Source organism: Woronichinia naegeliana WA131 (assembly GCA_025370055.1).
Lineage (GTDB): Bacteria > Cyanobacteriota > Cyanobacteriia > Cyanobacteriales > Microcystaceae > Woronichinia > Woronichinia naegeliana.
Genome location: CP073041.1, coordinates 922,465 through 947,899, shown reverse-complemented (window position 1 = coordinate 947,899; position 25,435 = coordinate 922,465). Strand labels below are relative to the sequence as shown.

Here is a 25,435-nt window from a genome sequence, read left to right as displayed (position 1 = left end):
CAGTAGCCAATCGAATCTGTACTTAATTCACATCTTTAGAAATTGTATCTAGCTTCTTATTCATTTCTGCTAGAACTTCGCGCAAATCCGTTTTGATGATAGTCGGTGTTTGCATAATTCATTTTGTTAATCAGGCTGATACACTCATTTTAATCTATTTTTTTGCAGAGAGAACGGCCTTTTCTCAAAATATCTAAAAAAATAATGCGATCGCCACCGTCCTGTTGATTAAACTTTAAAACCGCGATCGCTTTGGATTTTGAAAGTGCGATCAAGTAAATGTAGATTGAGGTGATGAAAGTGTAATCGCTGTCATCTTGCTGATTAATTTTTTAAAATGCGATCATTTTTTGTGATGATGAGATTTGGAAAGGCGATCGCTTTTTATGGAGATGAAGAGGCGATTAAGGTGCAGGTATCTCCAACTGACGACAAATTCTAAGAGCCGTAAAGTCAACAATCTCTCTATGACGAGAAATCGCTGTACGACGACTGTTAATAGGGTTTTCCCAAACAGAATGTTCGCTTCCTTCTCTTAATAAATAACAACCATTTTGACTGAGGTGACGTAACAAATCTCGACGTTTCATTAAGCCACCAAACGAGGAACAACTTGAACATAATTTGCTGCTGAGAAAATCAAATAAATCGGCTCCTCTAAATCCGCTTCAGGTTCCGTTAATTGTTCATTCGGCAACGGTAAAGATTCTCCCTTAGATAAATAAACCTCTGCCATATCAACTAATGAACTTGCCAATGAGCGACGTACTATAGATAAGTCCTCTCCCCAAGAAATCGCTCCAGGAAAGTCTAATACTTCCCCATGAACTCCCTTATCTAAAAATTTATACATTGCCTTATAGGTAAGCATAATTGATTTATCCTAGAGCAAGAAACAACTCCTCTATTATATAACACAGGCAATCGTGATGGTCTTTTTGGGTGAGATGAGAGGCGATCGCTTTAACTGTTGAAAGGGTAATCAGGCAAATGTCGGTTAAGTTGATGAAAGTGCGATCGCTTTTTGGGATAAGCACGTGGAGGGCGATCGCTGTTTGGGATGTGAAGTGCAATCGCCTTTATCTTATTGATTAAATTTTAAAATTGGGATCACTTGGGATAAGAATACAAAGGGCGATCGCTGTTTATTTGCCTTGATTAATACCCTCATATTAACCCACAGGAAAAGTACAATAAAAAATCTAATTTTTTCAGCAAGCCCTAATTATCTACATTTTTAAGGTATTCCTTGAAAATAGGTGCGACAGTATAATTATTTTCTATTTCCGAAGTTGCAGAATTTTGCTCAATTAAGGTTCTTCTCATTAAAGATTGAAAAGTATTAATAATTTGGTTTTTGGGTAAGTTAAATATATCTAGTAATTGATTCAGAGAATACTGGTTATCGTTAATTGCTAAATAGGTTAAAATTTCTTTTTCTAGAGGTGATAATCTTCCAATTTGGGTATTGAGAATCATTTGTAATTCTTCAGGTAATAAGCAATTTTCGGTTTGAGAAATGGTAATTTGACTATTAAATAGTTGATTAAGTAAAGTGGCAACTAATTTTAGATAGAGAGGATTACCTTGATAAAGATAAATAAGCTTTTCCCAATTTTCTTGGTTATTCAAGTCTTTTTCTTTGAGAATACTTTGAGCATCTTTACCTAAACCTTTAAGGGGGAAAATACAAACGCCAGGGGATTTCTCGGCTAGTTAAACTATATCTTGAGGTGTTTCCCAACTATTAACAATAAAGCAACTATTTTGTTTTATTTTACTGAGGAATTTGAAAAATGTCTGATAGTTAGGGTTTTGATAATTACCCGCTAGTTGTCCATCCTGTAAAAGCGATTGCAGACTATCTAAGACAATTAAGCAGCGATGTTTTCGGAGTAGTTTAGCCAGGTAACGAAGAGGATTATTTATATTTTTTTCATTTTGGCTCGCAGATGTAAATGGCCCATCGGCGAGAATTTCAACTAATTCATGTTCTAAATTTTCGGGATCGGGAAAGTCATGTAAGTCCCGCCAGATAATAATATCAAAATGATTTTTAATTTGTTCAATTAATTCGAGGGTTAAGGCCGTTTTACCAATACCAGCCATACCCGTAATCATAATCAGATGATAGTGTTGTTGTAATATCCAATTTTGCAGAGTATCTAATTCTTTAGTACGACCATGAAAAAGGGTACGGTGAGGAGCATCATCTAGGTCAAGATAGGGTTTTTCTGCTGATTTTGTATGGGAATTTTTGAGAGATTTTAAGTCACTACTACAGATATTAATATGGGTTTGGGAGTTAGGATAAAAGTTTGATGAAATGATTGAATAACTTGCTCTTTCTAAGGTAGTACGAATATTGGACTGGGTTATTTTTTCTCCTACTTCCTCAGATAAAATTTTCCAAAGGGTTGCAGCGACTTCTCTGACATAATTAACTGTGCATTCGTGTTTATCAGCAATCACATTGTATTTACTACCCTGTAGAGTCTCTTCCAAAATATCTCTTTGTAGGTCGTTTAAATGCTTACCCGTCTTAGTCAAGACCACATTATCGGCAAATCTTAAGACTTCTTTAAGTTCCATAACAGCGTTAATCGAATGAGTTTACTTATCTTAACGGTGTATTATCCTATGTTTTCCTATTTTTGACAACACTTTGAAGATTTTTAGGCAAGGGAGAAAAATATAGGGTTACAGATTTTGGGGCTGATCAACCTTGGGGTAAAACCATGATCAGAAAGGCAAGACCATCTTCAGCTTATTCGTCAGTTAGTTCATTAATGAGTAATTTGGCTTCTTTCAACTTTGCAATTGTTACTTTTGCCTGAATTTTTAATACTTTACTTTGAAGAACTGAAAAGGGTTTATCAACTCTAATCGCACTTTTTAGGGGCAAGCTACCGTTGTCTAAATCGTGCATCTCAATCGGGATTTTGTAAGCATGAGGAGATAAATTTGAGGTAATTGCCAAGACAACAGCATCTAGATTGTTTTTGTTGTATCGGTTACTGGAAACGACCAATGCGGGTCTAACTTTCATTCCCGTCAAATCGGAAAAAGGAAAATTAATCAGAATAATCTCTCTTTGTCTAACTTTCAAGGCATTTCTCCCATACTCCATCAGGTTCATGATCGTAAACGTCTCTTAATCCTTCCTCTGCTAAGATTGCATACTCATTTAATCTGATTAATTTTAACGTTTGATCAGGTTCTTCAATATAAATGAAGAGTTCATCATTTTTAATCTCAAATTTTTCTTTAATTTCATCAAACCTAGCTACTTTCATTTTTGTCACCTGTCGAATTAGCTCACTAAAAGGACTTCTCCCCTGCCTTGATATTATACTCCATCCTCTTTTGCTAGGTCAATCTACTACCGCACTCCATTTATACAAATTCAGTCTTGAGATAATCCAGAGAAAGATTAGAGGCAATTTGATCATGGGGAATCAGTAAATAATGCCAGGGTTTTCCGTTATTGGCGATCGCGTGTTGAGTTGCAAATTGACACCAACGCACGGCGGCTAGTTTCTTTTGCTGAACGTCTTCATCGTTAATTTCTTTGGCCATTTTGGTTTCACAAATTAATTTATCGTTGACTCTTTCAATTATAAAATCAGGTTCATATTTTGCTCCGTTGAGATATTCAATTTGAAATTGACCTGAAGCAGGTTTAAGCCAGCGCAAAACTAAATCATCATCTTCAATTAGTACAGCAAATTGACGTTCGGTATCCCTATCAAATTTTTGGTAAGGATAACAGCACTTTTCAAAGCCGCCAAAAATCATTTTTTGAATGACAGAAATATTGGTTAAGGTATCTCGAAAATATTTAAGGTTATGCTGATCGGGAGTATTAAATTTATTGGTTTTTAAAAGGGTAAATCCTTTGATTATTTTGGCGGTGTAATCAGTTGCCGTTTCCCAATAGTGTTGCAACATTTGTTTGAAAATAAAGTCACTAAGAATTTTTTGGTGATAAAGTAGAACGTTTTCGACTGCATCATCATTAGGTAAATAGGATTTAAGATGATTGACGACTTGGGCTGTCAATTTATAAAGTAAATCAGCATTACTGTCGTAGTCAATTTCACCTTTCTGGATCAGAATGTTCACGAGATAGTTTTCTAAGCGGATTTGTTTTTGTTGAGTTTCATTGCCTAAAATATAGCTTTTATCGGGTGTTCTGAGATATTTAATGAGGATTTCTTGAGCAACAGGTTGATAATCAATTGTGTCTAAATTTTCTAAATTAAAGTCAGAATAACCAAAGTTCACTTGCTCTTTTGGTATTAAGACAATGTTAGGAATATCAATCGTTTTCTCGACTAAGGTATTAGTGGCAATTTCGACAATTTTGGCTAAATCGGGTTCTTTGCCTAGAGTAGGGATCGGTATTTGTGTTGGGGGTAATAGGGTTTTAACTTCTTCGACAATTTTGGCTTGAATTTCAGGGCTTTTTAATTATTCTGAGTTTGCTAAATACTCATATTTTTTAGTAACTTCCATTACTGCTAAAGCAATATTTTGGGCTTGAGGAGTTTTAAATAAGGGTTCGGGCTGAGGAATATTCGCATTAACAGGTTTTAAGGGCTGATCGGGAGATTGTTGAAAGGTGGAAAAATTACCTGTTAAAAGAGATTCTACAACGGAAGGAACGGTTAAGGATTGAGTTTTTTCGGGGGAAATATCACCGTCAATACCGATGGTAATTTGTTTGCGAATAATGGAATTAGGATTATTCGCTTGATCAACAATTTCTTGAAATTTATCGTGGGCAATAATAGTTAGGCGATCGCAGGTTTCATTGCCTGTTCGTTTGCCATAGGGTAAGCGCAGACCTCGGCCAATAGTTTGCTCAGTTAAAATTTCAGAAGCGGAGGCACGCAGAGGAATAATCGTGTATAAATTGGTAACATCCCAGCCTTCTTTAAGTTTGTTAACATGAATAACAATTTCAATTTCTTCACTGGTTTCAACTTCTAATAATTTTTGAGTTGCTTCTTCGGATTCTGTTCCACTTTGATTGGTATAAATTTCGATAACTTTACCGATATAAGCACCTGCAAAAAAGTCTGTAGATTCAATGATTGTGCGAATTTCTTTGGCATGATTAGTGTCTTGAGCAACGACTAAAATAAAGGGTTTAACTTTAGCGACATTATTAGTTTCTGCATATTCTTCTAATGTCTTTTTAACGTATTCATGGTTCGTGATGCCATCTTCCAGTTTAATTGTTTGAATTTGTTCGGAGCTATAATTTTCGGGGCGAAAGTTTTTACGAGTGGCAACAGCAGGTTCTTTAACAAAGCCGTCTTGTAGGGCATAAGCGAGGGAATAGCTATAGATAATATTTTTAAATTCGACGGATTTAGAGCCGACGGTTTTAGGGGTAGCGGTGAGTTCTAAGCCTAAAATGGGTTTAAGTTCTTCAATAGCCTTAATACCTGCACTAGCTCGATAGCGATGGGCTTCATCCATTAATAAAACGAGGTCTTTTAGTTCCGATAGATATTCAAAATAACTTTGGCCAATATATTCCTGTAGGCGTTTAATTTTGGGTTCTTTTCCACCTCGAACTTCTGAGTTAATTTTAGAGATGTTAAAGATATTAATATGGACTGTTTTTTCGTTTTCAAAAAGGCGACCTTGACCTAAAACTTCTACACGAACGCCGCGACCATCTTCATAATTTTCTCCTGTAATAACAATGGGAGAGTTTAGGTTAAATTCGGGAATACCTTTAAAAACGTATTTTGGAGTATTAGCAGTAAAGTCTTGAATGAGTTTGTTATAAATGGTTAGGTTGGGGGCTAAAACGAAGAAATGGCGGCTTTTACCTATCAGATAAAGATAGGTGATAAAGGCTCCCATTAAGCGGGTTTTACCGACTCCAGTGGCCAGGGCAAAGCAAAGGGAAGGAAAGTTTCTTTCAAATTCTTGGATGGTGGGATAAAGATTTTTAATGATTTCTAGGGATTGTAGCAGATCGTTGTTTTCTCCTAGGATAATTTGATCAAGAATATCAGCCAGAATTTCTAAGGATTCTCGTTGAGGTTTTCTGAGGCTAAGGCGATTGGTAATAAGATTTATTTCTCTGTTCATTGGTTTAATTTAATGTCGGTAGGGGCTTGGTCTCCAAGTCCAGTTAGGAACAATAATTTAAGAAGTTGTGCATTCAAGATGCTGATTTCTGTAGGGACATAATACCATTATGTCCTTAATCTCAATGGTTAACAGACAATGTATTGCTTGGTAGATCGCGTAAAAGGGCTTAACAGTGTTCATTGGTGTCAACTTAAGCCAAAATGCCTACTCACAAAAGATTAGCCTAAAAGCAGGCGGAAGTAAGAGTAGGCTGAAAAAAAGGTTAGTATATAAAAAAGTGAGCAAAAAACAAATGGCAAGACAACATCCTCGGAGAAAAGGAAACCCAGACTTACGTCGTAAGACAAATCAGCCAGGGGTAGAAATCCCTGAAATAACAAAAGAGTTGTTTGAATTACTAGAACCCACAATGTTTACACCATTAAAATATTTACAGGGAACTCATGAGAAAATGATGAGAGATAGGGTATTAAATTTACCAGTAATGGTGGCATTAGTGTTAAGTATAGTGTATCGTCAAATAGCGGGTATAAGTGAAGCGGTAAGACTGTTAGAGGAAGAGGGATTGCTATGGGTAGCATCATTAAAAGTAAGCAAACAGGCAGTATCAAAAAGAATGATGAATGTGCCAGCCGAAATATTTGCAATATTACTAAAAGGAGTGTTAGAAAAAGCAGCCGAAAAAGGGAAGAAGCTCCAAGTAGGAGAAAAATGGGAAAAAATAAGAGAAAAGTTTAGTGCAGTGTGGATAGCAGATGGCTAAACGCTAGAGCAGATAAGGAAAAATATGAAAATAAGTAAAGAAGAAAAGAGTAAATTGGGGGGTAAAATAATGATGGTAGTGGAAGCCTTTACCCAAAGACCCGTTACTTTATGGTACACAGAAAATGATAAATCAAATGATAAAATATGGTGTGAAGAATTGGCAGCTAAATTACCAGAAAATGGTTTAATTCTCGTAGATATGGGATTTTTTAGCTTTGTGTGGTTTGATTTGTTAACAGAAGCTAAAAAGTTTTTTCTAACCAGATTTAGAGCGGGTACATCTTACAAAACCAAACAAGTATTGTCTCAAGGTAGTCATTACAGAGATGAGATTATCATTATGGGAAATTACCGTTCTAATCCTTGCAAGCATCCGGTGAGATTAGTCTCAGTATTATGGGGAACAATCTGGTATCAGTATTTAGGGCTTGCTGAAAAAGTCAAAAAACGAAAGAAATGTGGGTTAGGGAAGTATGGACTGAAAAAGCATAGATAACTTATCCTTATGGAAACAAATCAAAATACAGATTTTGTTTAATCTATTGTTCCTTTCTGTCTAAAAAGGTCAACACAAATCACTCCTCACAAAAGAGAGGAAAATTAACACCATTTTTCACAAGAAAAACGACTCTACAACTTTTTACTTTTTGTCTTCTGAAGTAGAGTAGAAAGATTCATTACCAAAAAGTTCATCGCAATTACCGTTTCCGAGGTCTCAGGTAGTTTGGCCATCACTCGACCAAGACTAAATTTCCTCTTTCCCTGTCCGAATTTACCCTCAATGGCATTACGCACTCTTTCATCTGAGCGTGCCTCTTTCTTTTTTTCTTTGCTCACCTCTTTCGGCGGTCTTCCCAATCGGGGACCACTCATTCTTATATCCCTTTCTTTACAATAAGCTCGATTCGCTTTTGTTCGATAGATTTTATCCACATGAACCGATTCCGGATAACATCCTGTTTCCCTTTTATATTCTTCTATTCGCGCTTGTAAATCTCCCGATTCGTTGTAATTATCCCAACTTAATTTGTCTAAGAAGACAAAGCCATTCACATTACTTGCCGATATTTTAGCTCCAAACTCTACTGCTTTTCCCGCTTTTCCACGCACTATTGGACGCACGTGAGGTTGGCTTACACTCACAATTCTGTTTTCTACTTTATTTGTCTTTTTTTCATACATTTCTAACTGTTGCTCATACACTTTTCCTATCGTTACAAGCTCTTCTTGCTCTTTTTTCGTTAGTTTTTCTAACTTTGCTCCCTCTTCTATCATTTTTTCTATATGAGACAAGTTTCTTTTTATATATCCTAGTTGTTTTTTTGTTCCTTTTCTTCTTTCTTTTTTTGACACACGACGTTTTTTTGCTATGGCTAAGTACTCTTTTCTTGCCACTTCCCTATAAGTCCTCGGCTTTTCTTTCCTTTTCTCTTTTATTTCTTCATACAGCTTATCTATTATTTTTTCTGTTTTTTCTCTGGCATCATTCAATATTCCTATATCCGTTGGATATTTTATATCTGCTGGTGTACAAGTCGCATCTAACAATAACTTTCCTTCATTTTCTTTTTTTTCTGACGCTACACCCGTCGCTTTTTTTTCTATTTCTTTATTAATTTTATTTATTAATTCTATTCCTATTTTTTTACGAAAATGAACCATCATTGACGCATTAAATGCTTCTTTGCTACTATAGCTTTCCATTCCTATAAAGTACTGTAAATAAGGGTTCTCTTTTATTTGTTCTACTGTTTCTCTGTCACTTTTTCCTGAAATTTCTTTGATAATTAGGGCTTGCTGAAAAAGTCAAAAAACGAAAGAAATGTGGGTTAGGGAAGTATGGACGGAAAAAGCACAGATAACTTTTCCTTATGGAAAGAAGTCACAATACAGATTTTGTTTAATCTATTGTCCCTTTCTTTCTACAAAAAGTCAACAAAAATCACTCCTCACAAAAGAGAGGAAAATTAACACCATTTTTCAGAAGAAAAACGACTCTACAACTTCTTACTTTTTGTTTTCTTCTTTGTCTTCTGAAGTAGAGTAGAAAGATTCATTAGCAAAAAATTCATCGCTATCACAGTCTCAGAGGTTTCAGGAAGTTTGGCCATCACTCGACCCAGACTAAATCTTCTCTTTCCCTGTCCGAATTTACCCTCTATGGCATTACGCACTCTTTCATCTGAGCGGGCCTCTTCCTTTTTTTCTTTGCTCACCTCTTTCGGTGGTCTTCCCAAGCGGGGACCACTCATTCTTATTCCCCTCTCTTTACAATAAGCTCGATTCGCTTTTGTTCGATATATTTTATCCACATGAACCGATTCGGGATAACATCCTCTCTCCTTTCCTTTTTATATTCTTCTATTCGCTCTTGTAAATCTCCCGATTCGTTATAATTATTCCAACTCAATTTGTCTAAGAAGACAAAGCCATTCACACTACTTGCCGATATTTTAGCTCCAAACTCTACTGCTTTTCCTACTTTGCCACGCACTATTGGACGGATGTGAGGTTGGGTTATACTCACAATTCTGTTTTCTACTTTATTCGTCTTTTTTGCATACATCTCTAACTGTTGCTCATACACTTTTCTTATCGTTACAAGCTCTTCTTGCTCCTTTTTCGTTAGTTTTTCTAACTTGGCTCCCTCTTCTATCATTTTTTCTATATGAGACAAGTTTCTTTTTACATATTGTAGTTGTTTTTTTATTCCTTTTCTTCTTTCTTTTTTTGACACACGACGTTTTTTGACTATCTCTAGGTAGTCTTTTCTTGCTGCTACTCTATACGTTCTTGGCTTTTTTTTCTCTTTTCCTTGTATTTGTTTATAAAGCTCATCTATTGTTTCTTCTGTTTTTTCTCTTGCTTCATTCAATATTTCTATATCCGTTGGATATTTTATATCTGCTGGTGTACAAGTTGCATCTAACAATAGCTGTCCTTCATTTTCTTTTTTTTCTGACACTACTCCCTCGAACTTCTTTACCATTTCTTTATTAATTTTATTGATTAATTCCATTCCTATTCTTTTACGAAAATGAACCATCATTGACGCATTAAATGCTTCTTCGCTACTATAGCTTTCCATTCCTATAAAATACTGTAAATAAGGATTTTCTTTAATTTGTTCCACTGTTTCTCTATCACTTATTCCTAACATTTCTTTGATGATTAATGCCCCCAACGCCATTCTAAATGATTTCGCTGGTGCTCCTTTTTCCTCTGTGAAGTTTTTTGCATATTCTTCCTCATATTCTTCCCAGGGAATCATTTTTGACATTTTTACCCAACGATTTTCTGCGTCTAACTGCCCATCGAACGGATTTTTGAAGTTTTCTGGTGTCTTAGTTTCGTACTGTTGTCTTCCGTACATATGTTTTGCCTCCTTTTCCGGCAAGGTTTTCAAGCCATTTTAACCTATTTCCCTGTATTCTGCCTGTCCTTAATTCGGCTACTATCTTTTCTCCGTAAGAGTTTCAGCTTTTTTTCGGCAAGCCCTAATTAATGCTCCTAATGCCATTCTAAATGATTTGGCTGGGGCTCCTTTTTTTTCTGTGAAGTTTTTTGCATATTCTTCCTCATATTCTTCCCAGGGAATCATTTTTGACATTTCTATCCAACGATTTTCTTCGTCTAACTGCCCGCCGAACAGATTTTTCAAGTTTTCTGGTGTTTCAATTGAGTACTGTTGCTTTCGGTACATCTGCTTTCTCTCTTCTTAATGCAATGGTTTTGAGGCATTCTACCCTATTTTCGTGCATTCTAGCGGTTCTTAATTCGCCTACTATTTTTCTCCGTAAAGGTTTCAGCTTTTTTCAGCAAGCCCTATTTAACAAATGTGTTGTCTCCCGAACAACTGTCCGCCGAAGAGGTCTGTGATTTATATCGAAGACGATGGACAATCGAAGAAGCCTTTTTATTAACGAAAAGACTTTTAGGACTAGCCTATTTATGGGTAGGGAATAAGAATGGTGTCCAAATCCAGATTATTTGCACTTTGATTTTCTATACGGTCTTAAATCAATTGGTAGGGGAAGTGGCGATTGCTCTAAATCAACCGAAAGAAAAAATCTCAGTAGAGATGGTGTTTCGGAGTCTATACTATGTAGCGAAGGCTATTGCTAGAGGAGAAAAGCCTAATACAGTAACCTATCTGGCTGAACGTGCTAAGTTATTTGGTTTGGTCAAAGCTGAGAGAAAGCGACATCGAGAAAAGGCCGCTCTCAATCAACAAATTTGGGAACCCATTCCTTTAAGTTGACACGGATGAACAGTGTTAAGCCCCTACGGAGGGGTCTGGATTGAGAGATTTTGTGAGGGTGAATTAATTGGTTACGGATTTGGGAACCAAACCCCTACGGGGAAATTTTAAAAGTTTGTTAATTAAGATTTAGGTTCATTGTCTCCTAATAATGAAAGTTGTTGAATTTGTATCGGCTGGGGTGGTTTTTCAAGGGTTTTAAGATTTGCTACATTTAAACTGTAGTCATCGTGACCCCATTCGCATTGATGGAGAACGGCTTGGGGAATTTTTGTGATGGTAATTTTGGGAAATTGATCGGGATCAACATGATAGGCTTTGCAACAAATGAGCAGGCTTTGGTCTTCCCTTAATTCTTGGTTAATGGCATTTAATTGATCATAATTGAGGTGATTAGTGGTGACGTAAATATGGTCGGATTCAGAGGAGTAACCTTGATTCCAGTAGTGAGTTTGACTGGGAAAGTAGGTAAATCCCATTAGTTTACACATGGCTTCTGTTAGCATAGCAGCGTTATATTTGGGTGAGATAATCCAGTTATCATATTTATCTTTTTCGAGGAGAGAAGGAGCTAGTTTATAGTAACGAAAACCGCCGCCACCTTGCCAATTGACAGTTTTAGTAATGCCGCCAGGGTCTTGATTATTAATGACTTTTTGCAGTCGTGGAATGATGTGAGTATGACAATGTTCTCCTAATTCAATCCTAAGTACAGGACAAAAAATGTAGGGAGTCGAGAAAAAGAGAAAAATTGGGTAGAGAAGGATTAAGAACAAGATGACGAAGATGGTCAAAACCAAGACGAAAAAGACTCTGCGCTAGGCGACCATGTTTCTTGAGGGGAATGGGATGAAGATGATGAATTGCTAGACCAGTTTTGAGAGACCAAGCCAAAGCTAAAGTCAGTAAAGCCAAAAGCTTACGAAGACGCTTGGGGTCAGTAAAGTGAGTAGATTCCAAGCAAAAGCCACGAGTCTTAAAGATGCCAAAAAGGGTTTCAATGCCCCAACGCAGGGCATAATCGTGAATAAGACCTTGGGAATCGGGATGTCCAATGACGATGAGTAGAGAATTATCAGGCAAGCGAAGAGCCTCTACAGAAACAGGATATCCCCAAACCCGACAACTCCCTTGAAGACGTTGAGATTCACTCTTTTGCAAGATGGGCAAAAATGACTTTGGCGGCCAAAAGCTTGCCATTGTGCTCAATCTTGTCCGTAGCCCGAATTCTCAGACAGAAAGCCAGTAGCGGTTCGAGCAGAAGATAGCGAAGCCAAGCCTGACCAATAAACTCACGGTCGCCACATAAACAACGAATCAGGGCGGTGGGAAAAATCTTGAGCATCTCCTCGATAAAACGCATTCGTTCATCACTGTTAGAATTGCCCTTTTTCTTGCTAAGCATCCACCACAAGATGGGAATGGCTACTCCTTCATGGACAATGCCGACAGTGAGGATATTATAACCATGACTGCCAAACTCCCAGGTTGTGCGGTCAATACTTAATACCCAAGGTTGAGGGATATCCAGCCAACTGACTACAATACGGGCAATGTGATGGTAATCCAGCTCAAATCCTGAGAAAAAGCGTTGTAAGCGTTTGTAATGAGAATCCACCAATGCCCGACCTTCAAAACCCAGAGCCAATTCTTTAAGGTTAACCGTTTTCACTTTGAGGAGGGCGAGTAAGAACAAGGCTAGGAAGGAGAGTCTGGCACCATGCCATCCCAAATGGGGTTTTAGGGCTTGTTTCAATGCGTTATATTGGTTCATGGGTTTTCTTACATTACGTTCATCTTCCATGAAACCCCTTTCTCGTATACTTTTCAAGCCTTTTGTCCTGTACTTAGAATTCAATCATGATCCAACGGCGACCCATTTTCTGGGCTACGGCTCCAGTGGTTCCTGAACCTGCAAAGGAGTCTAAGACTAAATCACCTGGATTGGTGGCAATTTCTAAAATTCTTTTAATCAATCTTTCAGGTTTAGGAGTATCAAATACATTTTCATTTCCATATAAACGGATAACCTCTTTTTTGGCTTCATCTGTGTGACCAACTTCATCATAGGGCCACCAATTATGAGGAGTCATACCATCACGCACTTCCGCAAGAAAAAGTTTTAATGCTGGAACTGTATTATTTCCATCTTTTCCCCACCAAATTCTATTTTCACTAACGTGTTTTTGATGTGTCTGTAGATCATATTTCCACGCTTTTTTGGTGTTTTTAATCATGCTTCCAGTATTTGGATTAATAATTTTATAACATAAATTTGGTCGCTTTTCTGGTGTTGCCTGATTAAGATAGTCAACTGCCTTCCAAGGCCCTCGCGGATCATTATCAGGGTTTGAATATCTTGCACTTGACTCCTCTGTTCTAGGCAATAAGTTATTTTTAAACTTATCATTTTTGGCATAGACTAAAATAAAATCACAAATAGTTGCAATTCCTTGAAAGTTATTACTAACACTATACTTTCGCTGCCAAGTTATTGTTGATTTGTAGTTACTTCTCCCAAAAATCTCATCACACATCACCTTTAAATAATGCGCCTCATGATCATCAATCGTGATCCAAATTGAACCATTTTCTGCTAATAAATTCCGTAAAATCTCTAGGCGATCCCTCATCAAACCTAACCAAATCGAATGCTCAACCCCATCGTCATAATGTTCAAAAGCTGATCCCGTATTGTAAGGCGGATCAATAAAAATACATTTAACTTTTCCCGTAAAATCCTGCTCCAACGCCTTCAATGCCAACAAATTATCCCCAAAAATTAAACGATTATCAAAAATATCGTGATCCGTAACTCGATAGGGTGCATGAAAAGACTTTTCCGTATCTTCCAATAAAATACGCGGCTCTAACCTTGGCCGTTCATCCTTGCCAATCCAAGTTAACTCTAAGCGTTGCTTGCGACTCATTGCCAATTCGTTCTAATCTGTAACCCAATTTTATACTACTTTAGTTGATTTTTGTCACAAGCATTGCGTCCCTACGGCAATAGGAATATTAACAGCGATCGCCCTTCCAGTCCTTTAACTGAAAGCTTGATCTAAACTATAGCCTAACTTATCAGCAATACCTTCTATCCAAATCTCATCTTGTTTGGTATAACTGCGGGGAATATTTGCTCCCAAAATCAAAACCCCCTCTTTTCCCATTGGTTGACAGATTAAACCCTGGGTATTTTCCGGTAAATAGTCAAATTCAATTCGACCAGGATACAGCGTTAAATTGACGAGATAAATCGGTTTTTGAGTTTTGAGAACCCTTTCTAAAATCGTTCCCACCTTAACCTCGGCGGTTTTGCCCAGAATACCCCGTCGCATTAATACTTTCCCTCGATGCAAAGCCACTAAGGATTTGGTCACCGTATTGGTTAAGAGTAAATGGGAAGCCCAGGCCAATTCCGTTTTAATCGAATCCGATAAATCCGGCGCGAATTCTAGCCCCTCTTGTCCAATTAAAGTGACGGCTTCCGGCGATCGCGGTTGGATCTGTTGCCAAATCAGCCAAATCAGGAGTAGCGTACCAGCCAGAATCACCCCTACCACATCAGAACGGGATTGGGACGGTGTGAGAGCAATGGTGCTTAGTCGATTAATGAGCAGTAAAATGCCCCCGACTGCACCAGCAAACAGGGGTAACTGCCTTAAAACACGATTAGAGTCTTGGTTCATCGCTATAGGAAAGAGCGTTACGATTCCTCGCCGGGTTCATGGATGCGTTGAAAAAGATAACCCGTTCCTCTGGCAGTCAGAATTAACTCAGGATTACTGGGATCATCTTCCAGTTTGGCCCGCAGCCGCGAGATATGCACATCTACCACCCTAGTATCCACATGACGTTCGGGAGTATAGCCCCAAACCTCTTGCAGAATTTCGGAACGGGAAAAGGGTTCACCGGAACGACTGACCAATAGTTCTAGCAAGCTAAATTCCATGCCTGTGAGTCGAATCCGTTCATCGCCTTTATAAACCTGACGTTTATTAGTATCAATCCGAATCGAAGTAATTTGAATAACCCCAGAACTGGGAATCCCTGGCACCCCATCTTTATCGACACGACGTAGCACCGACCGAATTCTCGCCTCTAGTTCCTTGGGAGAAAAGGGTTTAACGACATAATCGTCGGCTCCTAGTTCTAAGCCGGTAATGCGATCGGCCACATCTCCTAACGCCGTTAGCATGATAATGGGAATATCAGATTCCTTGCGTAGCTCCTGACAAACACCGTAACCATCTAGTTTCGGCATCATGACATCCAAAACTACTAGATCGGGATCGGTTTGATGAAAAATTTCGATCGCCTCCTCCCCATCCGCAGCCGTGACCACCTCGTAACCAATCATCGATAGCCGAGTTTCCAAAATACGCCGGATACTGGCTTCGTCATCGACAACCAAAATTCTCTCTTTATGAGTCTCCAATTTACTCAACGCTCCTTATAAGTTAAGTAGAATTGCTAATCGTTAAGTTTAATGATGAGTAGCTATGTTTCTAGAATATCGCTTTATTGCTACTATTTAGCCTGTATTTGCACTGAAAGACTGACTCAATCTGGATTTAGCGATCGCGGTTAGCTGAACTGTTGTTCTCAAAAACGTTACATTTCTCAAGTTTATTCCCTGTCATTGCTTTGAATTTCTTTACGGAGCGACACAAATTTTATCATGGCCAAACCTAAGACCAGCTATGTTTGTCATGCTTGCGGGGCTGATTCTCTTCAGTGGCTCGGTAAATGTCCAGGCTGTGGAACCTATGGAACCCTACAGGAACAAATTCTAGAGGCTCCAGCCGCTACCAGTAATAGTCGGCAAGCTGTGCAAGCCAGTCTGCGAACTGCCAAAAAACCCACCAAGGAACCCACACCCCATACTGCGCTGAGATTTTCTCAGATCACCGAGGAAGATCAGGGCCGCTTTCCCTCTGGCTATGGTGAGTTAGATCGGGTGCTAGGGGGGGGGATTGTCCCAGGAGCTCTAATTTTAATTGGTGGCGATCCGGGGATTGGTAAATCGACACTGTTGCTCCAGGTGGCCTTTCAGTTGGCCCAACGTTTACCCCGTATTCTTTACGTTTCAGCCGAAGAGTCGGCCCAACAAATTAAATTACGCGCCACTCGTCTAGGCATTACCCAACCGACCCAAATTTCAGGCCAGCCCTCTATACTTTCCCCTAAAATCGATACGGATTCCCAGCTTTATGTGTTGCCGGAAACTAATCTAGAGGAAATTTTGCGGGAATTGGATTCCTTGCGGCCCCAGGTGGCTGTGATTGATAGTATTCAAAATCTCTATTTTCCCATTCTTAATTCGGCTCCAGGGTCAGTGGCCCAGGTGCGTGAATGTACGGGAACCCTAATGCAAGTCGCAAAACGGGACAATATTAGTTTGTTTATTGTGGGTCATGTCACCAAAGAAGGGGCGATCGCCGGGCCAAAGGTTTTAGAACATTTAGTGGATACGGTGCTCTATTTTCAGGGCGATCGCTATGCCTCCCATCGATTACTGCGATCAGTGAAAAATCGCTTTGGAGCCACTCAAGAAATTGGCATTTTTGAAATGGTGGAGTCCGGTTTGCAGGAAGTGGCCAATCCTTCCCAGTTATTTTTGGGTAATCGAGAAGATGCCAGTCCAGGTACGGCGACCGTAGTGGCTTGTGAAGGAACCCGTCCCCTGGTGGTTGAATTACAGGCTCTAGTCAGTCCCACCAGTTATCCTTCGCCGCGTCGCTCAACCACAGGAGTGGATTACAATCGTTTGCAACAAATTTTAGCCGTTCTCGAAAAACGGGTTGGCATTCCCCTATCTAAACTGGATGCCTATGTGGCGGCAGCCGGCGGAATTGAAGTGGAAGAACCCGCCGCCGATTTAGGAATTGCTGTAGCTCTAGTGGCTAGTTTCCGCGATCGCATTGTCGATCCCCGCACCGTCTTAATTGGGGAAGTAGGTTTAGGCGGTCAGGTGCGATCGGTTTCGCAGATGGATTTACGTTTGAAAGAGGCGGCTAAATTGGGCTTCCAACGGGCCATTATTCCCAAGGGAGCCAGTACATCCGAAACCTTTGGACTGGAGATTATTGCCGTTGGTAAGGTCATTGAGGCGATCGTTGCAGCCTTACCCAGTCAAGCTAAAGCCGAACCAGAAACGAGTCCTACCCAAACTGAGTCTGTAGCCAGTCAGTCAAAGCCTGATTAAAGCGATCGGGACATTCATCCTGGGGACAGTGACCCACACCTTCCCACTCCAGCAATTGCAGACGGGGATTTAAGGGAGCAAACACCTTGGCTAAAATTGGTGGAACCATGCGATCATCTAAACCCCAAATCAATAGAATGGGCATATCCAGTAAAGGCAAGACTTGTTTAGCCGCAGGAGCAAAATGGGGTTGACGAACCGCCGCCGATAAACAACAAAAAGCTTGAGCCGCTCCTGAATCCTGGGGGGGACGGCAAATAATTTGTACCAATTCTTCCTGCACGAAGCCTGGTTGACTGTAGGCCACACCGGCCCAACGCTGAATGACTCCTGGACGACGCAGAATGTTAAATAAACCCTTCAGTAACCAGGGAGCCGCAAACAAATTTTCTATTTTGGTGAGCCAGGGTTGCAATCTGGGAGGGATAGCGTCTTGGCGAAGGGATACATCTGGTAAACTCAGCATCACGATTCCTGCGACCATCTCAGGATAGGCTTGGGCAGCCGTTAGACAAACCAAGGAGCCAATGGAGTTGCCCACCAGGACAGTTGGACGATTAATAAAGGTTCGCCAGAAATCATAGACCTGATTGGCCCAAAGGTAAACGCTATAGTCAGTATCGGCTTTTCTGGAGCCACCAAAACCCAGTAGATCTAGGGCATAGACGGGAAAATCGTGACTTAAAACGGGAATATTCTGTCGCCAATGTTCGATCGCCGCGCCAAAACCATGTAGCAGGATCAAGGGTGGACGGTCTGGGCTAATGGCCTCTGAGGGAAACTGGAAACTGTAGCGTAATTGCCAACCACGCCAACTCCATTCCCGTTGATGACCAATGCGCTCTTGCCAGGTGGGAGATTCGATAACCCTTGCCATAAAAGAAAACAATTCTTTGCAAATCGTTACAATATTTCCTATCCTAGGCGATCGCCGTCAACAGTAGATTTTTTCTGAGCAGAGGAAGCCGGCGGTCGGGACAAAGTTTGTAGGGCATTGTCAGTAAGCGGCTCATCCTCTCAAACCCATACGGGCAAAAGCATTCAATCCCTGGCAGTGAGATGTCGAGCATCGATTAGTAGATAATCTTTAGGCAGAAGAGCTTAATACAAAATCAGTGGGGAAATTAATACAATAAAAATTTCAAAAGAATTAAGGCCGAAATTTCTAAAGAGTCGGTAAAATGACAAGTGAGTATTAACTTCTCGTTGTCCTTTAGTTCTTTCCTCAACTATTTCGATTCCTATTCTAGAAAAATACACCTGTGATCGATAAAAAACGACCTCAACGCGATTTACCCAAAATTAACGAAAGAATTCGCTTCCCTGAAATTCGTGTCATCGATAGCGATGGCTCCCAACTAGGGATTCTCACCCCAGATGCCGCCTTAAAAGTTGCCGAAGAAAGAGAACTCGATCTGGTTCTGGTTAGTGAGACTGCTGTACCTCCCGTCTGTCGGATTATGGATTACGGCAAATACAAATTTGAGCAAGAAAAAAAGGCCAGAGAGGCCAAGAAGAAACAGCATACTGCCGATGTTAAAGAGGTGAAGATGCGCTATAAGATTGATGAACATGATTACCAGGTGCGGATCAATCAAGCTCAACGTTTCCTCAAGGCAGGCGATAAGGTAAAAGCAACTATTACTTTTCGTGGTCGGGAAATTCAACATTCCCATCTGGCCGAGGATCTGCTAAAACGGATGGCGATCGACTTACAAGAAGTTGCCGAACTTCAGCAGGCTCCTAAAAAAGAAGGACGTAATATGATGATGTTGCTTTCTCCTAAAAAACAGCCCTAATTTTGCACTGCTTTTGCATCTATATCTGATGGGTAAGACACGGTGATCGTGTCTTTTTTCTGGTGTTTGCTAACAATGCTTCGGCTCTCACCTGGTCAATTTTCTAGGGATTTGGCTAAATTGACGAGGGGAAGATAGGAGGGATAAACGGCTTCTTGTTTGATGCGTTTAATTTCTGCTTCTGGGATCGGTAAACCCTGTTGAGTCACGATCGCTTTGACCACATCCCCTCGATCAATAACACCGGCCACTGCTGATGCTGGCGACAAAACGGTAAGGGAGCGATCGCCACTCCTTTCCAATTGATTAATAATTTCGACTAGATTGCTATTTTCACCGACATGGGGAGATTCAGTTAAGGGAATGGCAATATCTTGAAGGGTTAACCAATCCCATTCGCTCCGTTCAATGTCCTGTAATAAATTGACCCGCACCAGTCCTCGGTAACGTCCGTCAGAGGCAGCATAATAGGGTATTGGATTTTGATTCCCTTGCAGAAGATAAGTTTCAGCAAACTCTCTGAGGGTTAGATTCGCATTGACGACCCGAAACTCTCTGGTCATGACCTCCGTAGCTCGAATCATTTTCAAGCCGCTCTGTAAATTGCTGGTGCGTTCGTAGGCATTGGCATTGCGCCAGACAAACCAACCCACTAGGGCCAACCAGGCTCCCCCCGCATCGCCGATCACGAACAAAGAGATTAATCCTAGTGCCACCCCAATTAATCCAATTCCTTGACCACTGCGGGCCGCCCACCTAACCCCCACCAGGCGATCGCCACTCAATTTCCAGACCAAGGCTTTGAGAATCTGACCACCATCCAGGGGTAGTCCTGGAATTAAATTAAACAGCCCTAAAAAGAGATTAATTTGTCCTAAATTTTGACCGAAATAGCGAACAATTAGCCACTGTTGACCCAGATTGCCCATCGTCCAAAAAATGATAAAAAGGGCAAAACTAACCAGTGGGCCCGCGATCGCCACCCAAAACGCACCTAAAGGGGTCTTAGATTCCCGTTCAATGGCAGCAACCCCCCCAAACAAGAAAAGCGTAATGGAATTCACCGTGATGCCCTGGGTACGGGCGGCCAGACTATGACCTAACTCATGTAATAGGACAGAGGCAAAGAGCAATAGGGCTAGTAGTAACCCCAAAACCCCACCTAACCAGACCTGATTATTCCCTAGAATCTGTTGATTAATTTCAGTGGCATTTGCTAACGAGACCAAGCCCACAATGATGAACCAGGACGTGTCCAGGTAAAAGGGAATCCCAAAGAATGAGCCAATTTGCCATTGTCCGCGCATGAGTCCTCCCGATCAATGGATTTAGGAAAGCTGAAAAAGAAAGGTCATGACATCCCCTTTACCGAGGGAGATGCGATCGCCGGCTCGTAAACGATGACGATTGCCCTTCATTAAAGGAGCGTGATTAATATAGGTTCCATTGGCACTACCGACATCTTCAATATAATAGGCATCCCCTTCTACGCGCACATCTGCATGGATACGGGAAACAATATCGGAATGGGGAAAGCCCGAAACATCGAGATCGGGGGGAATCTGTTCGTTGGGTTTACCAATGTGAATCACAGCTAATCCCTGGGGGAGTTCTAGGAACGTTTGACTACCGATATGGAGCAGACCGGCTTTTTGTACTTGAAGTTGGGTGGCGGCTTGGATCGGAGGTAGGGGATTAACGGCCACAGGAACAGCAGCAATTGGGTTTACAGGTATAGCACTTGCCAATTTTGCTTCAGGTTCGACTTTCAGTTCTACTTTTGGTTCGGCGATCGCGGCCACAGGAGTAATACTGTTGCCACAACTACCACAAAAAGTAGCATCATTTTGTACTGGAGCAGCACAATGGGGACAGGGGATGAGCTGAGGCAGGGGTGTAAAACAGGCTTCACACTGACTCGCCCCCTCTGGATTAGTATGGTTACAGTTAGGACAGACAAGCATAAACAAAAAATGTTGTGATGAGGCGATAAATTTGAGGCTAACGACTATTCTATTAATTATTATCGCTTACTGAATGTATCTCACTGATCTTCAAGCACCAGGACAAACTCTCAAACAAGACCAACTAAACGAAAGAAATGCTTGATCGTCAAACGGTGAGACAAAGAAAAACCCCGTGTTCAATCAACGGGGAAATCAGGCGTAAGAAAAATGAATCAAAGGAAGACTGAAGAGAGATCAATTATCTGCAAATAAACCACTGGGGCCAAAAAGTTGACAATACTCTAAAAGTTGTTGAAAGTATTCCTCTGAAACTTTACTGATAATTCTGCCACCAATTTCATCAAAATCATGGTTACGAGCTCTACGCCACAAGGGTTCTACCGTGACGGCAACCGGAGGTATTAATTCTTGATCAGCCCGTTTGAGGACGATGGAAAAGGTTTTATCTTGAGTCCAGCTTTTCGGTAGGCTCAGACAAATACCAATGCAGGTCAGGTCAAAAGAAACTCCGATAAAGTTGCCTCCTTCGTCTAGTACCTGACAAAAGGCAGGAATACGTGGCTGAGAGCGTCTTTCTTGCATTAAAAATTCTAGCTCTGACTCAGTTCGTTCTTCACTCGATAAATTGATAGATGACTCAGACATAACTCATTTCTCCTAGGGTATGGATTTTATCGTCCTGAATTTCCCCGATTGGGAAGACTTTCCTTTTATCTTTTCCACATTATAAAGTCATATTTTCCTGCTCAAGGTGATCTAGATCATTGTTCAGCTGTGAATTAGCCGAGAAAACTGAGCGATCGCCGTCAGAGCGACAACCTAAACGGAGGGAATCTACCGCGATCGCCGTTGCCTGGAACCGAGAGCCGATAGAATGGTTTGAGAATGGTCTGCGGTTAAAAAATAGCGATGAATTTAGTTAGTCTCGAAAATCTGCTCGATAATCTTTCTTTTTTAATTCTTTTTGTCACCATGCTGGTCTATTGGGCCGGTGCAGCCTTTCCCCAACCCTGGTTAGCAACCCTCGGAAGCATTGGAGTCGCGATCGCCAATTTATGTATGGCCGCCCTGTTAGGAGCCAGATGGTTGGAAGCGGGCTATTTTCCCATTAGTAACCTCTACGAATCCCTCTTTTTCCTGGCTTGGGGCCTGACAACCGTTCACCTGATTGCGGAAAACATGAGTCGCAGTCATTTAGTCGGCGTGGTTACAACCCCTGTGGCCATGGCCATTACAGCTTTTGCAGCCCTCACTTTGCCTTCTGATATGCGACTTTCGGCTCCCCTGGTACCGGCTCTGAAATCAAATTGGTTGATGATGCACGTTAGCGTCATGATGATTAGTTATTCTGCTCTAATGGTCGGTTCCTTACTAGCGATCGCCTTTTTAGTTGTAACCAGGGGACAAACGGTTGAGTTGCGGGGCAGTTCTGTGGGGACAGGGAGTTATCGTCCCGGTCAAAAACTGACAGCAATGGCCAATTTAGTTAATGCCAAACCTGCCTTAATGGCCGATAGCGGAGGAGTTGCCGTTTTAGAAAAACCCCAATCAGAAAATGTGACTCTTGCTCCTCAACTGCTTAACTTAGCGGATACCTTGGACAACATTAGTTACCGCATTATTGGCTTAGGTTTTCCCCTCCTGACCATTGGCATTATTGCTGGAGCCGTTTGGGCCAACGAAGCTTGGGGATCGTACTGGAGTTGGGATCCCAAAGAAACCTGGGCCTTGATTACCTGGCTCGTGTTTGCCGCCTATCTCCACGCCCGGATTACCAAAGGTTGGCAAGGTCGTAAACCGGCTATTCTGGCTGCCAGTGGTTTTATGGTGGTTTGGATTTGCTATCTCGGCGTAAATTTACTGGGCAAAGGACTCCATTCCTACGGCTGGTTTTTCTAAGGTTCTAAAAACTTTCCCCTCCTTACTCGTAATCTAAAATCACTGAGACCCAACGGGGGGGACGGGGAATCCGATTGCCGATCCGATCCAAAATTAAAAGAGCCATTAGGTGAACAGCGACCAGATAAAACAGACTGTTGAGCAAAATCATACCTACCGCGATCGCCTGAACGAGCATAAAATCAGGTTGCGCTAAGAGGTTCAGTTTCAGAAAAACCCAGTCTAAAAGATTGGTAATTTGCGTAATCACGTACCGCCAAAGATCTTCCCCTAACAGGATTGAAAATAACCAGAAGCGAAAGAAAAAACCAAAAGCCCCAATTAATCCTCCCGATAGGATGGAAAAAAACCAGGGCGCATTGCGCTGCCAACAAAAACCTAGCTGTAAACTCATTAAGCCGTAGGGCATTAAAAAGACAATGCTACGGGTCGGCCCCATCAACACCGATAGCAGTAAAACTGCCGCAATCACCCCCTTAATTGCTGTCTTCGGCCCCCAACGTAAATAAACCAGGGCCAAAGGGATCGGGAAAAAAATGGTTAAAACGGGGCCAAGGGGAAAATAATAATTAATGAGCCAGATTAAACTAGCCGTACTCGCTAAAAAGGCACTCTCCACCATTGCTAAGGTTTTGAGGGATTTTAACGGCGATCGCTGATGTTTTACCGTTTCTACTCTCCCTAAATCAGGCATAGCTGTATTTGTGGGCAAAGTATCCCAACCCTGATCAACCCAGTTAGTCTCATCATCATCAAAGCAAGGTGTTTCTGAATTTAATTCGGTTGGCATAGGATCAGGGAAAAAATCACGAGTCAAAAATACTGATGAATATCAGGTAATTACTTCTTCTAGGGCGTAGAGATCAGGGATACAGAGCCGATCGGTTTCGCGAATAATTAAACCCTTTTTTTCTAGCTTGGTCAATGTTCTGGTGACGGTCTCTCTCGCCAGTCCACTAATACTACTTAACTCTCGATGGGGAAAATTAGGAATATCAATTCCCTGTTTGGTACTTTTGCCTTGGCCTTCCGCTAAAAATAATAGGGCATCTGCTACTCTGGCAATACTTTCGGCTTCCCGTAGTCGTAAGCGTCGATTCAGTTGTCGTAGGCGTTTGGCAATTAATTGGGCCAACCGAATTCCGGCACTGGGTTCAGTTGCCAGTACGGCACAAAAATCCTGGGCGGGAATACTACAAACCTTAGTGGGTGTTAAGGTAATGGCATCCGTAGAACGGGGAGCCTCTTCCAAGGCGGCCATCTCACCAATAATTTCTCCCGTACCGACAATATTTAAGGTTATTTCCTTGCCATCCGCGTTATGAGTACGGATTTTAACCCAGCCATTCATAATGAAATAGACTGAACCGCCCCAATCATTTTCCAGTAGAATCACTTGATTGGCCGGATGCTCGCGAATAACAATATGGGTAATGGCCTTTTCTAGACTATCTTCTGCTAACCCTTTAAAAAAAGGAATAGAGAGACTTAATTGTTTAATGTCATTGAGAGAAGGACGCTTTTCTTCCATTTTTCTATAATTTTCTCTAGAAACGGCTTTTAAACACAAAAAAAGAAACAATCTCGTTATCACGGAGGATCAACGAATTCTGTATATACCTAAGTAATTTAAAAAGGGCCGCAGTTAACAAGAGATTTTTAAGCTAGGGCAACGTAAATAAAGATACTACACTATCTTATCATTTCGTCATTAACTAACCAGGGTAATCAACTTTTAATGACCATAACCTTGATGATGACATCCATACAGCGATCGCGCTTGAATATTATCAACAGAGAGACCAGTGACTATCTTGCTTGACTCTTTTCCTTGTCCTGGCTGTCTGGAAACTGCTCAACTGCCTCTTTTTGTTGAAGACGCATTTGAACACGGCGTAGGCGAACCCCTTCTAAGGTTGGTAGCTTCGGTAAGGGCAACTCGTTATTGGGCCAAAGGCAAAGATCGACACAGGGACAAAGACAGGATGGGGGATGAACACGGCTCAGAGGCATGGGAAGAGTACAACGAGCGCAGGATACCATTTCCCAGGCAGGCGAAAGCAATTCCTGAAACGTTTGTTCAGTCCCTTCAAGATAACAACTGGTCTGATTTACGAGGATTTTTTGCCAAATTTGCTCAAAGTCCTTAGAAAACTGGGTTCCTTCAAAAATTGGTTGGGGAAATAGACGCTCTTGAGATTTTGGCATCAGGATTCCTTTACCTAATTGCAACCAATAGGCGAGATATTCTTTAACTTCGATTTCAGATGCCATAGGTGTCTGGATTACTCAAAAATAATGAAGAAAATATGTTGATCTCTAAAATTGCATTTGTTTAGATCATTCTGTTTAAACGCTGTTGAATCAAACAAGGTGTACTGCACAAAGAATCTATGACCGTAGGACTATTAACCACTTG

Annotated in this window: 25 protein-coding genes and 5 pseudogenes; 7 read left to right on the top strand and 23 right to left on the bottom strand. The window is 40.9% G+C overall.

Going from position 1 to position 25,435, the window contains the following annotated elements:
- Positions 1-404 precede the first annotated feature (404 nt).
- From KA717_05020 to KA717_04985, 8 genes are all read right to left on the bottom strand, one after another.
- The gene (locus tag KA717_05020) at positions 405-590 is read right to left on the bottom strand and encodes a type II toxin-antitoxin system HicA family toxin (protein UXE62206.1); all 186 of its coding nucleotides are present in this window, start codon (positions 588-590) and stop codon (positions 405-407) included.
- Complete coding sequence (locus KA717_05015) at positions 590-871, bottom strand: hypothetical protein (protein ID UXE62205.1); 282 nt, start codon at positions 869-871, stop codon at positions 590-592. The genes KA717_05020 and KA717_05015 overlap by 1 nt, the downstream gene beginning before the upstream one ends.
- A 350-nt stretch (positions 872-1,221) precedes the next feature.
- Positions 1,222-1,632, bottom strand: coding sequence for a hypothetical protein (locus tag KA717_05010; GenBank protein UXE62204.1), 411 nt, complete (start codon positions 1,630-1,632; stop codon positions 1,222-1,224).
- 84 nt (positions 1,633-1,716) lie between these two features.
- The gene (locus KA717_05005; protein ID UXE62203.1) at positions 1,717-2,592 is read right to left on the bottom strand and encodes an ATP-binding protein; all 876 of its coding nucleotides are present in this window, start codon (positions 2,590-2,592) and stop codon (positions 1,717-1,719) included.
- A 175-nt stretch (positions 2,593-2,767) separates the two neighbouring features.
- Complete coding sequence (locus tag KA717_05000) at positions 2,768-3,139, bottom strand: type II toxin-antitoxin system PemK/MazF family toxin (protein ID UXE62202.1); 372 nt, start codon at positions 3,137-3,139, stop codon at positions 2,768-2,770.
- On the bottom strand, positions 3,099-3,305 hold the full coding sequence (locus KA717_04995) for a hypothetical protein (GenBank protein UXE62201.1): 207 nt from the start codon (positions 3,303-3,305) through the stop codon (positions 3,099-3,101). The genes KA717_05000 and KA717_04995 overlap by 41 nt, the downstream gene beginning before the upstream one ends.
- A 91-nt stretch (positions 3,306-3,396) precedes the next feature.
- Complete coding sequence (locus KA717_04990; GenBank protein UXE62200.1) at positions 3,397-4,287, bottom strand: hypothetical protein; 891 nt, start codon at positions 4,285-4,287, stop codon at positions 3,397-3,399.
- Between the two features lie 186 nt (positions 4,288-4,473).
- A complete protein-coding gene (locus tag KA717_04985) occupies positions 4,474-6,114 on the bottom strand; it encodes a DEAD/DEAH box helicase family protein (protein ID UXE62199.1) in 1,641 nt (546 codons plus the stop codon).
- A 280-nt stretch (positions 6,115-6,394) separates the two neighbouring features.
- On the opposite strand from KA717_04985, the gene KA717_04980 reads away from it, so the two are divergent.
- A complete protein-coding gene (locus KA717_04980) occupies positions 6,395-6,880 on the top strand; it encodes a hypothetical protein (protein UXE62198.1) in 486 nt (161 codons plus the stop codon).
- A 24-nt stretch (positions 6,881-6,904) separates the two neighbouring features.
- Positions 6,905-7,378, top strand: a complete 474-nt coding sequence (locus KA717_04975) for a hypothetical protein (protein UXE62197.1) — start codon at positions 6,905-6,907, stop codon at positions 7,376-7,378.
- A 155-nt stretch (positions 7,379-7,533) separates the two neighbouring features.
- On the opposite strand, the pseudogene KA717_04970 reads toward KA717_04975, so the two are convergent.
- The 3 pseudogenes from KA717_04970 to KA717_04960 all read right to left on the bottom strand — a co-directional run bounded on the left by KA717_04970 (position 7,534) and on the right by KA717_04960 (position 10,585).
- Positions 7,534-8,673 (bottom strand): annotated as a pseudogene (locus tag KA717_04970) (IS5 family transposase).
- A 239-nt stretch (positions 8,674-8,912) separates the two neighbouring features.
- Positions 8,913-10,255 (bottom strand): annotated as a pseudogene (locus KA717_04965) (IS5 family transposase).
- Positions 10,256-10,381: 126 nt separating this feature from the next.
- Positions 10,382-10,585 (bottom strand): annotated as a pseudogene (locus KA717_04960) (IS5/IS1182 family transposase).
- Between the two features lie 123 nt (positions 10,586-10,708).
- Between KA717_04960 and KA717_04955 the strand changes: the two are divergent.
- A pseudogene (locus tag KA717_04955) lies at positions 10,709-11,143 on the top strand (transposase).
- A 122-nt stretch (positions 11,144-11,265) separates the two neighbouring features.
- On the opposite strand, the gene KA717_04950 reads toward KA717_04955, so the two are convergent.
- The 5 genes and pseudogenes from KA717_04950 to KA717_04930 form a co-directional block, all read right to left on the bottom strand.
- Positions 11,266-11,943, bottom strand: coding sequence for a hypothetical protein (locus KA717_04950; GenBank protein UXE64945.1), 678 nt, complete (start codon positions 11,941-11,943; stop codon positions 11,266-11,268).
- Positions 11,849-12,917, bottom strand: a pseudogene (locus KA717_04945) (IS4 family transposase). The gene KA717_04950 and the pseudogene KA717_04945 overlap by 95 nt, the downstream one beginning before the upstream one ends.
- Before the next feature lie 73 nt (positions 12,918-12,990).
- Positions 12,991-14,073 (bottom strand): site-specific DNA-methyltransferase, encoded by a 1,083-nt coding sequence (locus tag KA717_04940; GenBank protein ID UXE62196.1) that lies wholly within the window; start codon positions 14,071-14,073, stop codon positions 12,991-12,993.
- A gap of 114 nt (positions 14,074-14,187) precedes the next feature.
- Positions 14,188-14,832, bottom strand: coding sequence for a cofactor assembly of complex C subunit B (locus KA717_04935; GenBank protein UXE62195.1), 645 nt, complete (start codon positions 14,830-14,832; stop codon positions 14,188-14,190).
- Positions 14,833-14,849: 17 nt separating this feature from the next.
- On the bottom strand, positions 14,850-15,581 hold the full coding sequence (locus KA717_04930; protein UXE64553.1) for a response regulator transcription factor: 732 nt from the start codon (positions 15,579-15,581) through the stop codon (positions 14,850-14,852).
- A 243-nt stretch (positions 15,582-15,824) separates the two neighbouring features.
- Between KA717_04930 and radA the strand changes: the two genes are divergently transcribed.
- Positions 15,825-17,351 carry a DNA repair protein RadA gene (radA, locus tag KA717_04925; GenBank protein ID UXE62194.1) on the top strand — a complete coding sequence of 509 codons (1,527 nt, stop codon included), beginning with the start codon at positions 15,825-15,827 and terminating at the stop codon, positions 17,349-17,351.
- Here the strand turns inward: radA and KA717_04920 are convergent.
- Positions 17,308-18,228, bottom strand: a complete 921-nt coding sequence (locus KA717_04920; GenBank protein ID UXE62193.1) for an alpha/beta fold hydrolase — start codon at positions 18,226-18,228, stop codon at positions 17,308-17,310. The genes radA and KA717_04920 overlap by 44 nt on opposite strands.
- Positions 18,229-18,613: 385 nt before the next feature.
- Between KA717_04920 and infC the strand changes: the two genes are divergently transcribed.
- Positions 18,614-19,150: a translation initiation factor IF-3 gene (infC, locus tag KA717_04915; GenBank protein UXE62192.1), complete on the top strand. Its 537-nt coding sequence runs from the start codon at positions 18,614-18,616 to the stop codon at positions 19,148-19,150.
- A 95-nt stretch (positions 19,151-19,245) separates the two neighbouring features.
- Here the strand turns inward: infC and KA717_04910 are convergent, their stop codons facing one another.
- From KA717_04910 to KA717_04900, 3 genes are all read right to left on the bottom strand, one after another.
- Positions 19,246-20,385 (bottom strand): site-2 protease family protein, encoded by a 1,140-nt coding sequence (locus tag KA717_04910; protein UXE62191.1) that lies wholly within the window; start codon positions 20,383-20,385, stop codon positions 19,246-19,248.
- 93 nt (positions 20,386-20,478) lie between these two features.
- Positions 20,479-21,114 carry an FHA domain-containing protein gene (locus KA717_04905; protein UXE62190.1) on the bottom strand — a complete coding sequence of 212 codons (636 nt, stop codon included), beginning with the start codon at positions 21,112-21,114 and terminating at the stop codon, positions 20,479-20,481.
- A gap of 237 nt (positions 21,115-21,351) precedes the next feature.
- Complete coding sequence (locus KA717_04900) at positions 21,352-21,762, bottom strand: hypothetical protein (GenBank protein UXE62189.1); 411 nt, start codon at positions 21,760-21,762, stop codon at positions 21,352-21,354.
- Between the two features lie 119 nt (positions 21,763-21,881).
- Between KA717_04900 and KA717_04895 the strand changes: the two genes are divergently transcribed.
- A complete protein-coding gene (locus tag KA717_04895) occupies positions 21,882-22,040 on the top strand; it encodes a hypothetical protein (GenBank protein UXE62188.1) in 159 nt (52 codons plus the stop codon).
- Positions 22,027-23,016, top strand: a complete 990-nt coding sequence (gene ccsB / locus KA717_04890; GenBank protein UXE62187.1) for a c-type cytochrome biogenesis protein CcsB — start codon at positions 22,027-22,029, stop codon at positions 23,014-23,016. The genes KA717_04895 and ccsB overlap by 14 nt, the downstream gene beginning before the upstream one ends.
- A 22-nt stretch (positions 23,017-23,038) precedes the next feature.
- Here ccsB and KA717_04885 read toward each other — a convergent pair whose 3' ends face one another.
- From KA717_04885 to KA717_04875, 3 genes are all read right to left on the bottom strand, one after another.
- Entirely contained in the window at positions 23,039-23,806 is a 768-nt protein-coding gene (locus tag KA717_04885; protein ID UXE62186.1) for a DUF2232 domain-containing protein, read from the bottom strand.
- A gap of 42 nt (positions 23,807-23,848) precedes the next feature.
- On the bottom strand, positions 23,849-24,547 hold the full coding sequence (locus KA717_04880; protein ID UXE62185.1) for a Crp/Fnr family transcriptional regulator: 699 nt from the start codon (positions 24,545-24,547) through the stop codon (positions 23,849-23,851).
- A gap of 278 nt (positions 24,548-24,825) precedes the next feature.
- Complete coding sequence (locus KA717_04875; protein ID UXE62184.1) at positions 24,826-25,290, bottom strand: hypothetical protein; 465 nt, start codon at positions 25,288-25,290, stop codon at positions 24,826-24,828.
- Between the last annotated feature and the right edge of the window lie 145 nt (positions 25,291-25,435).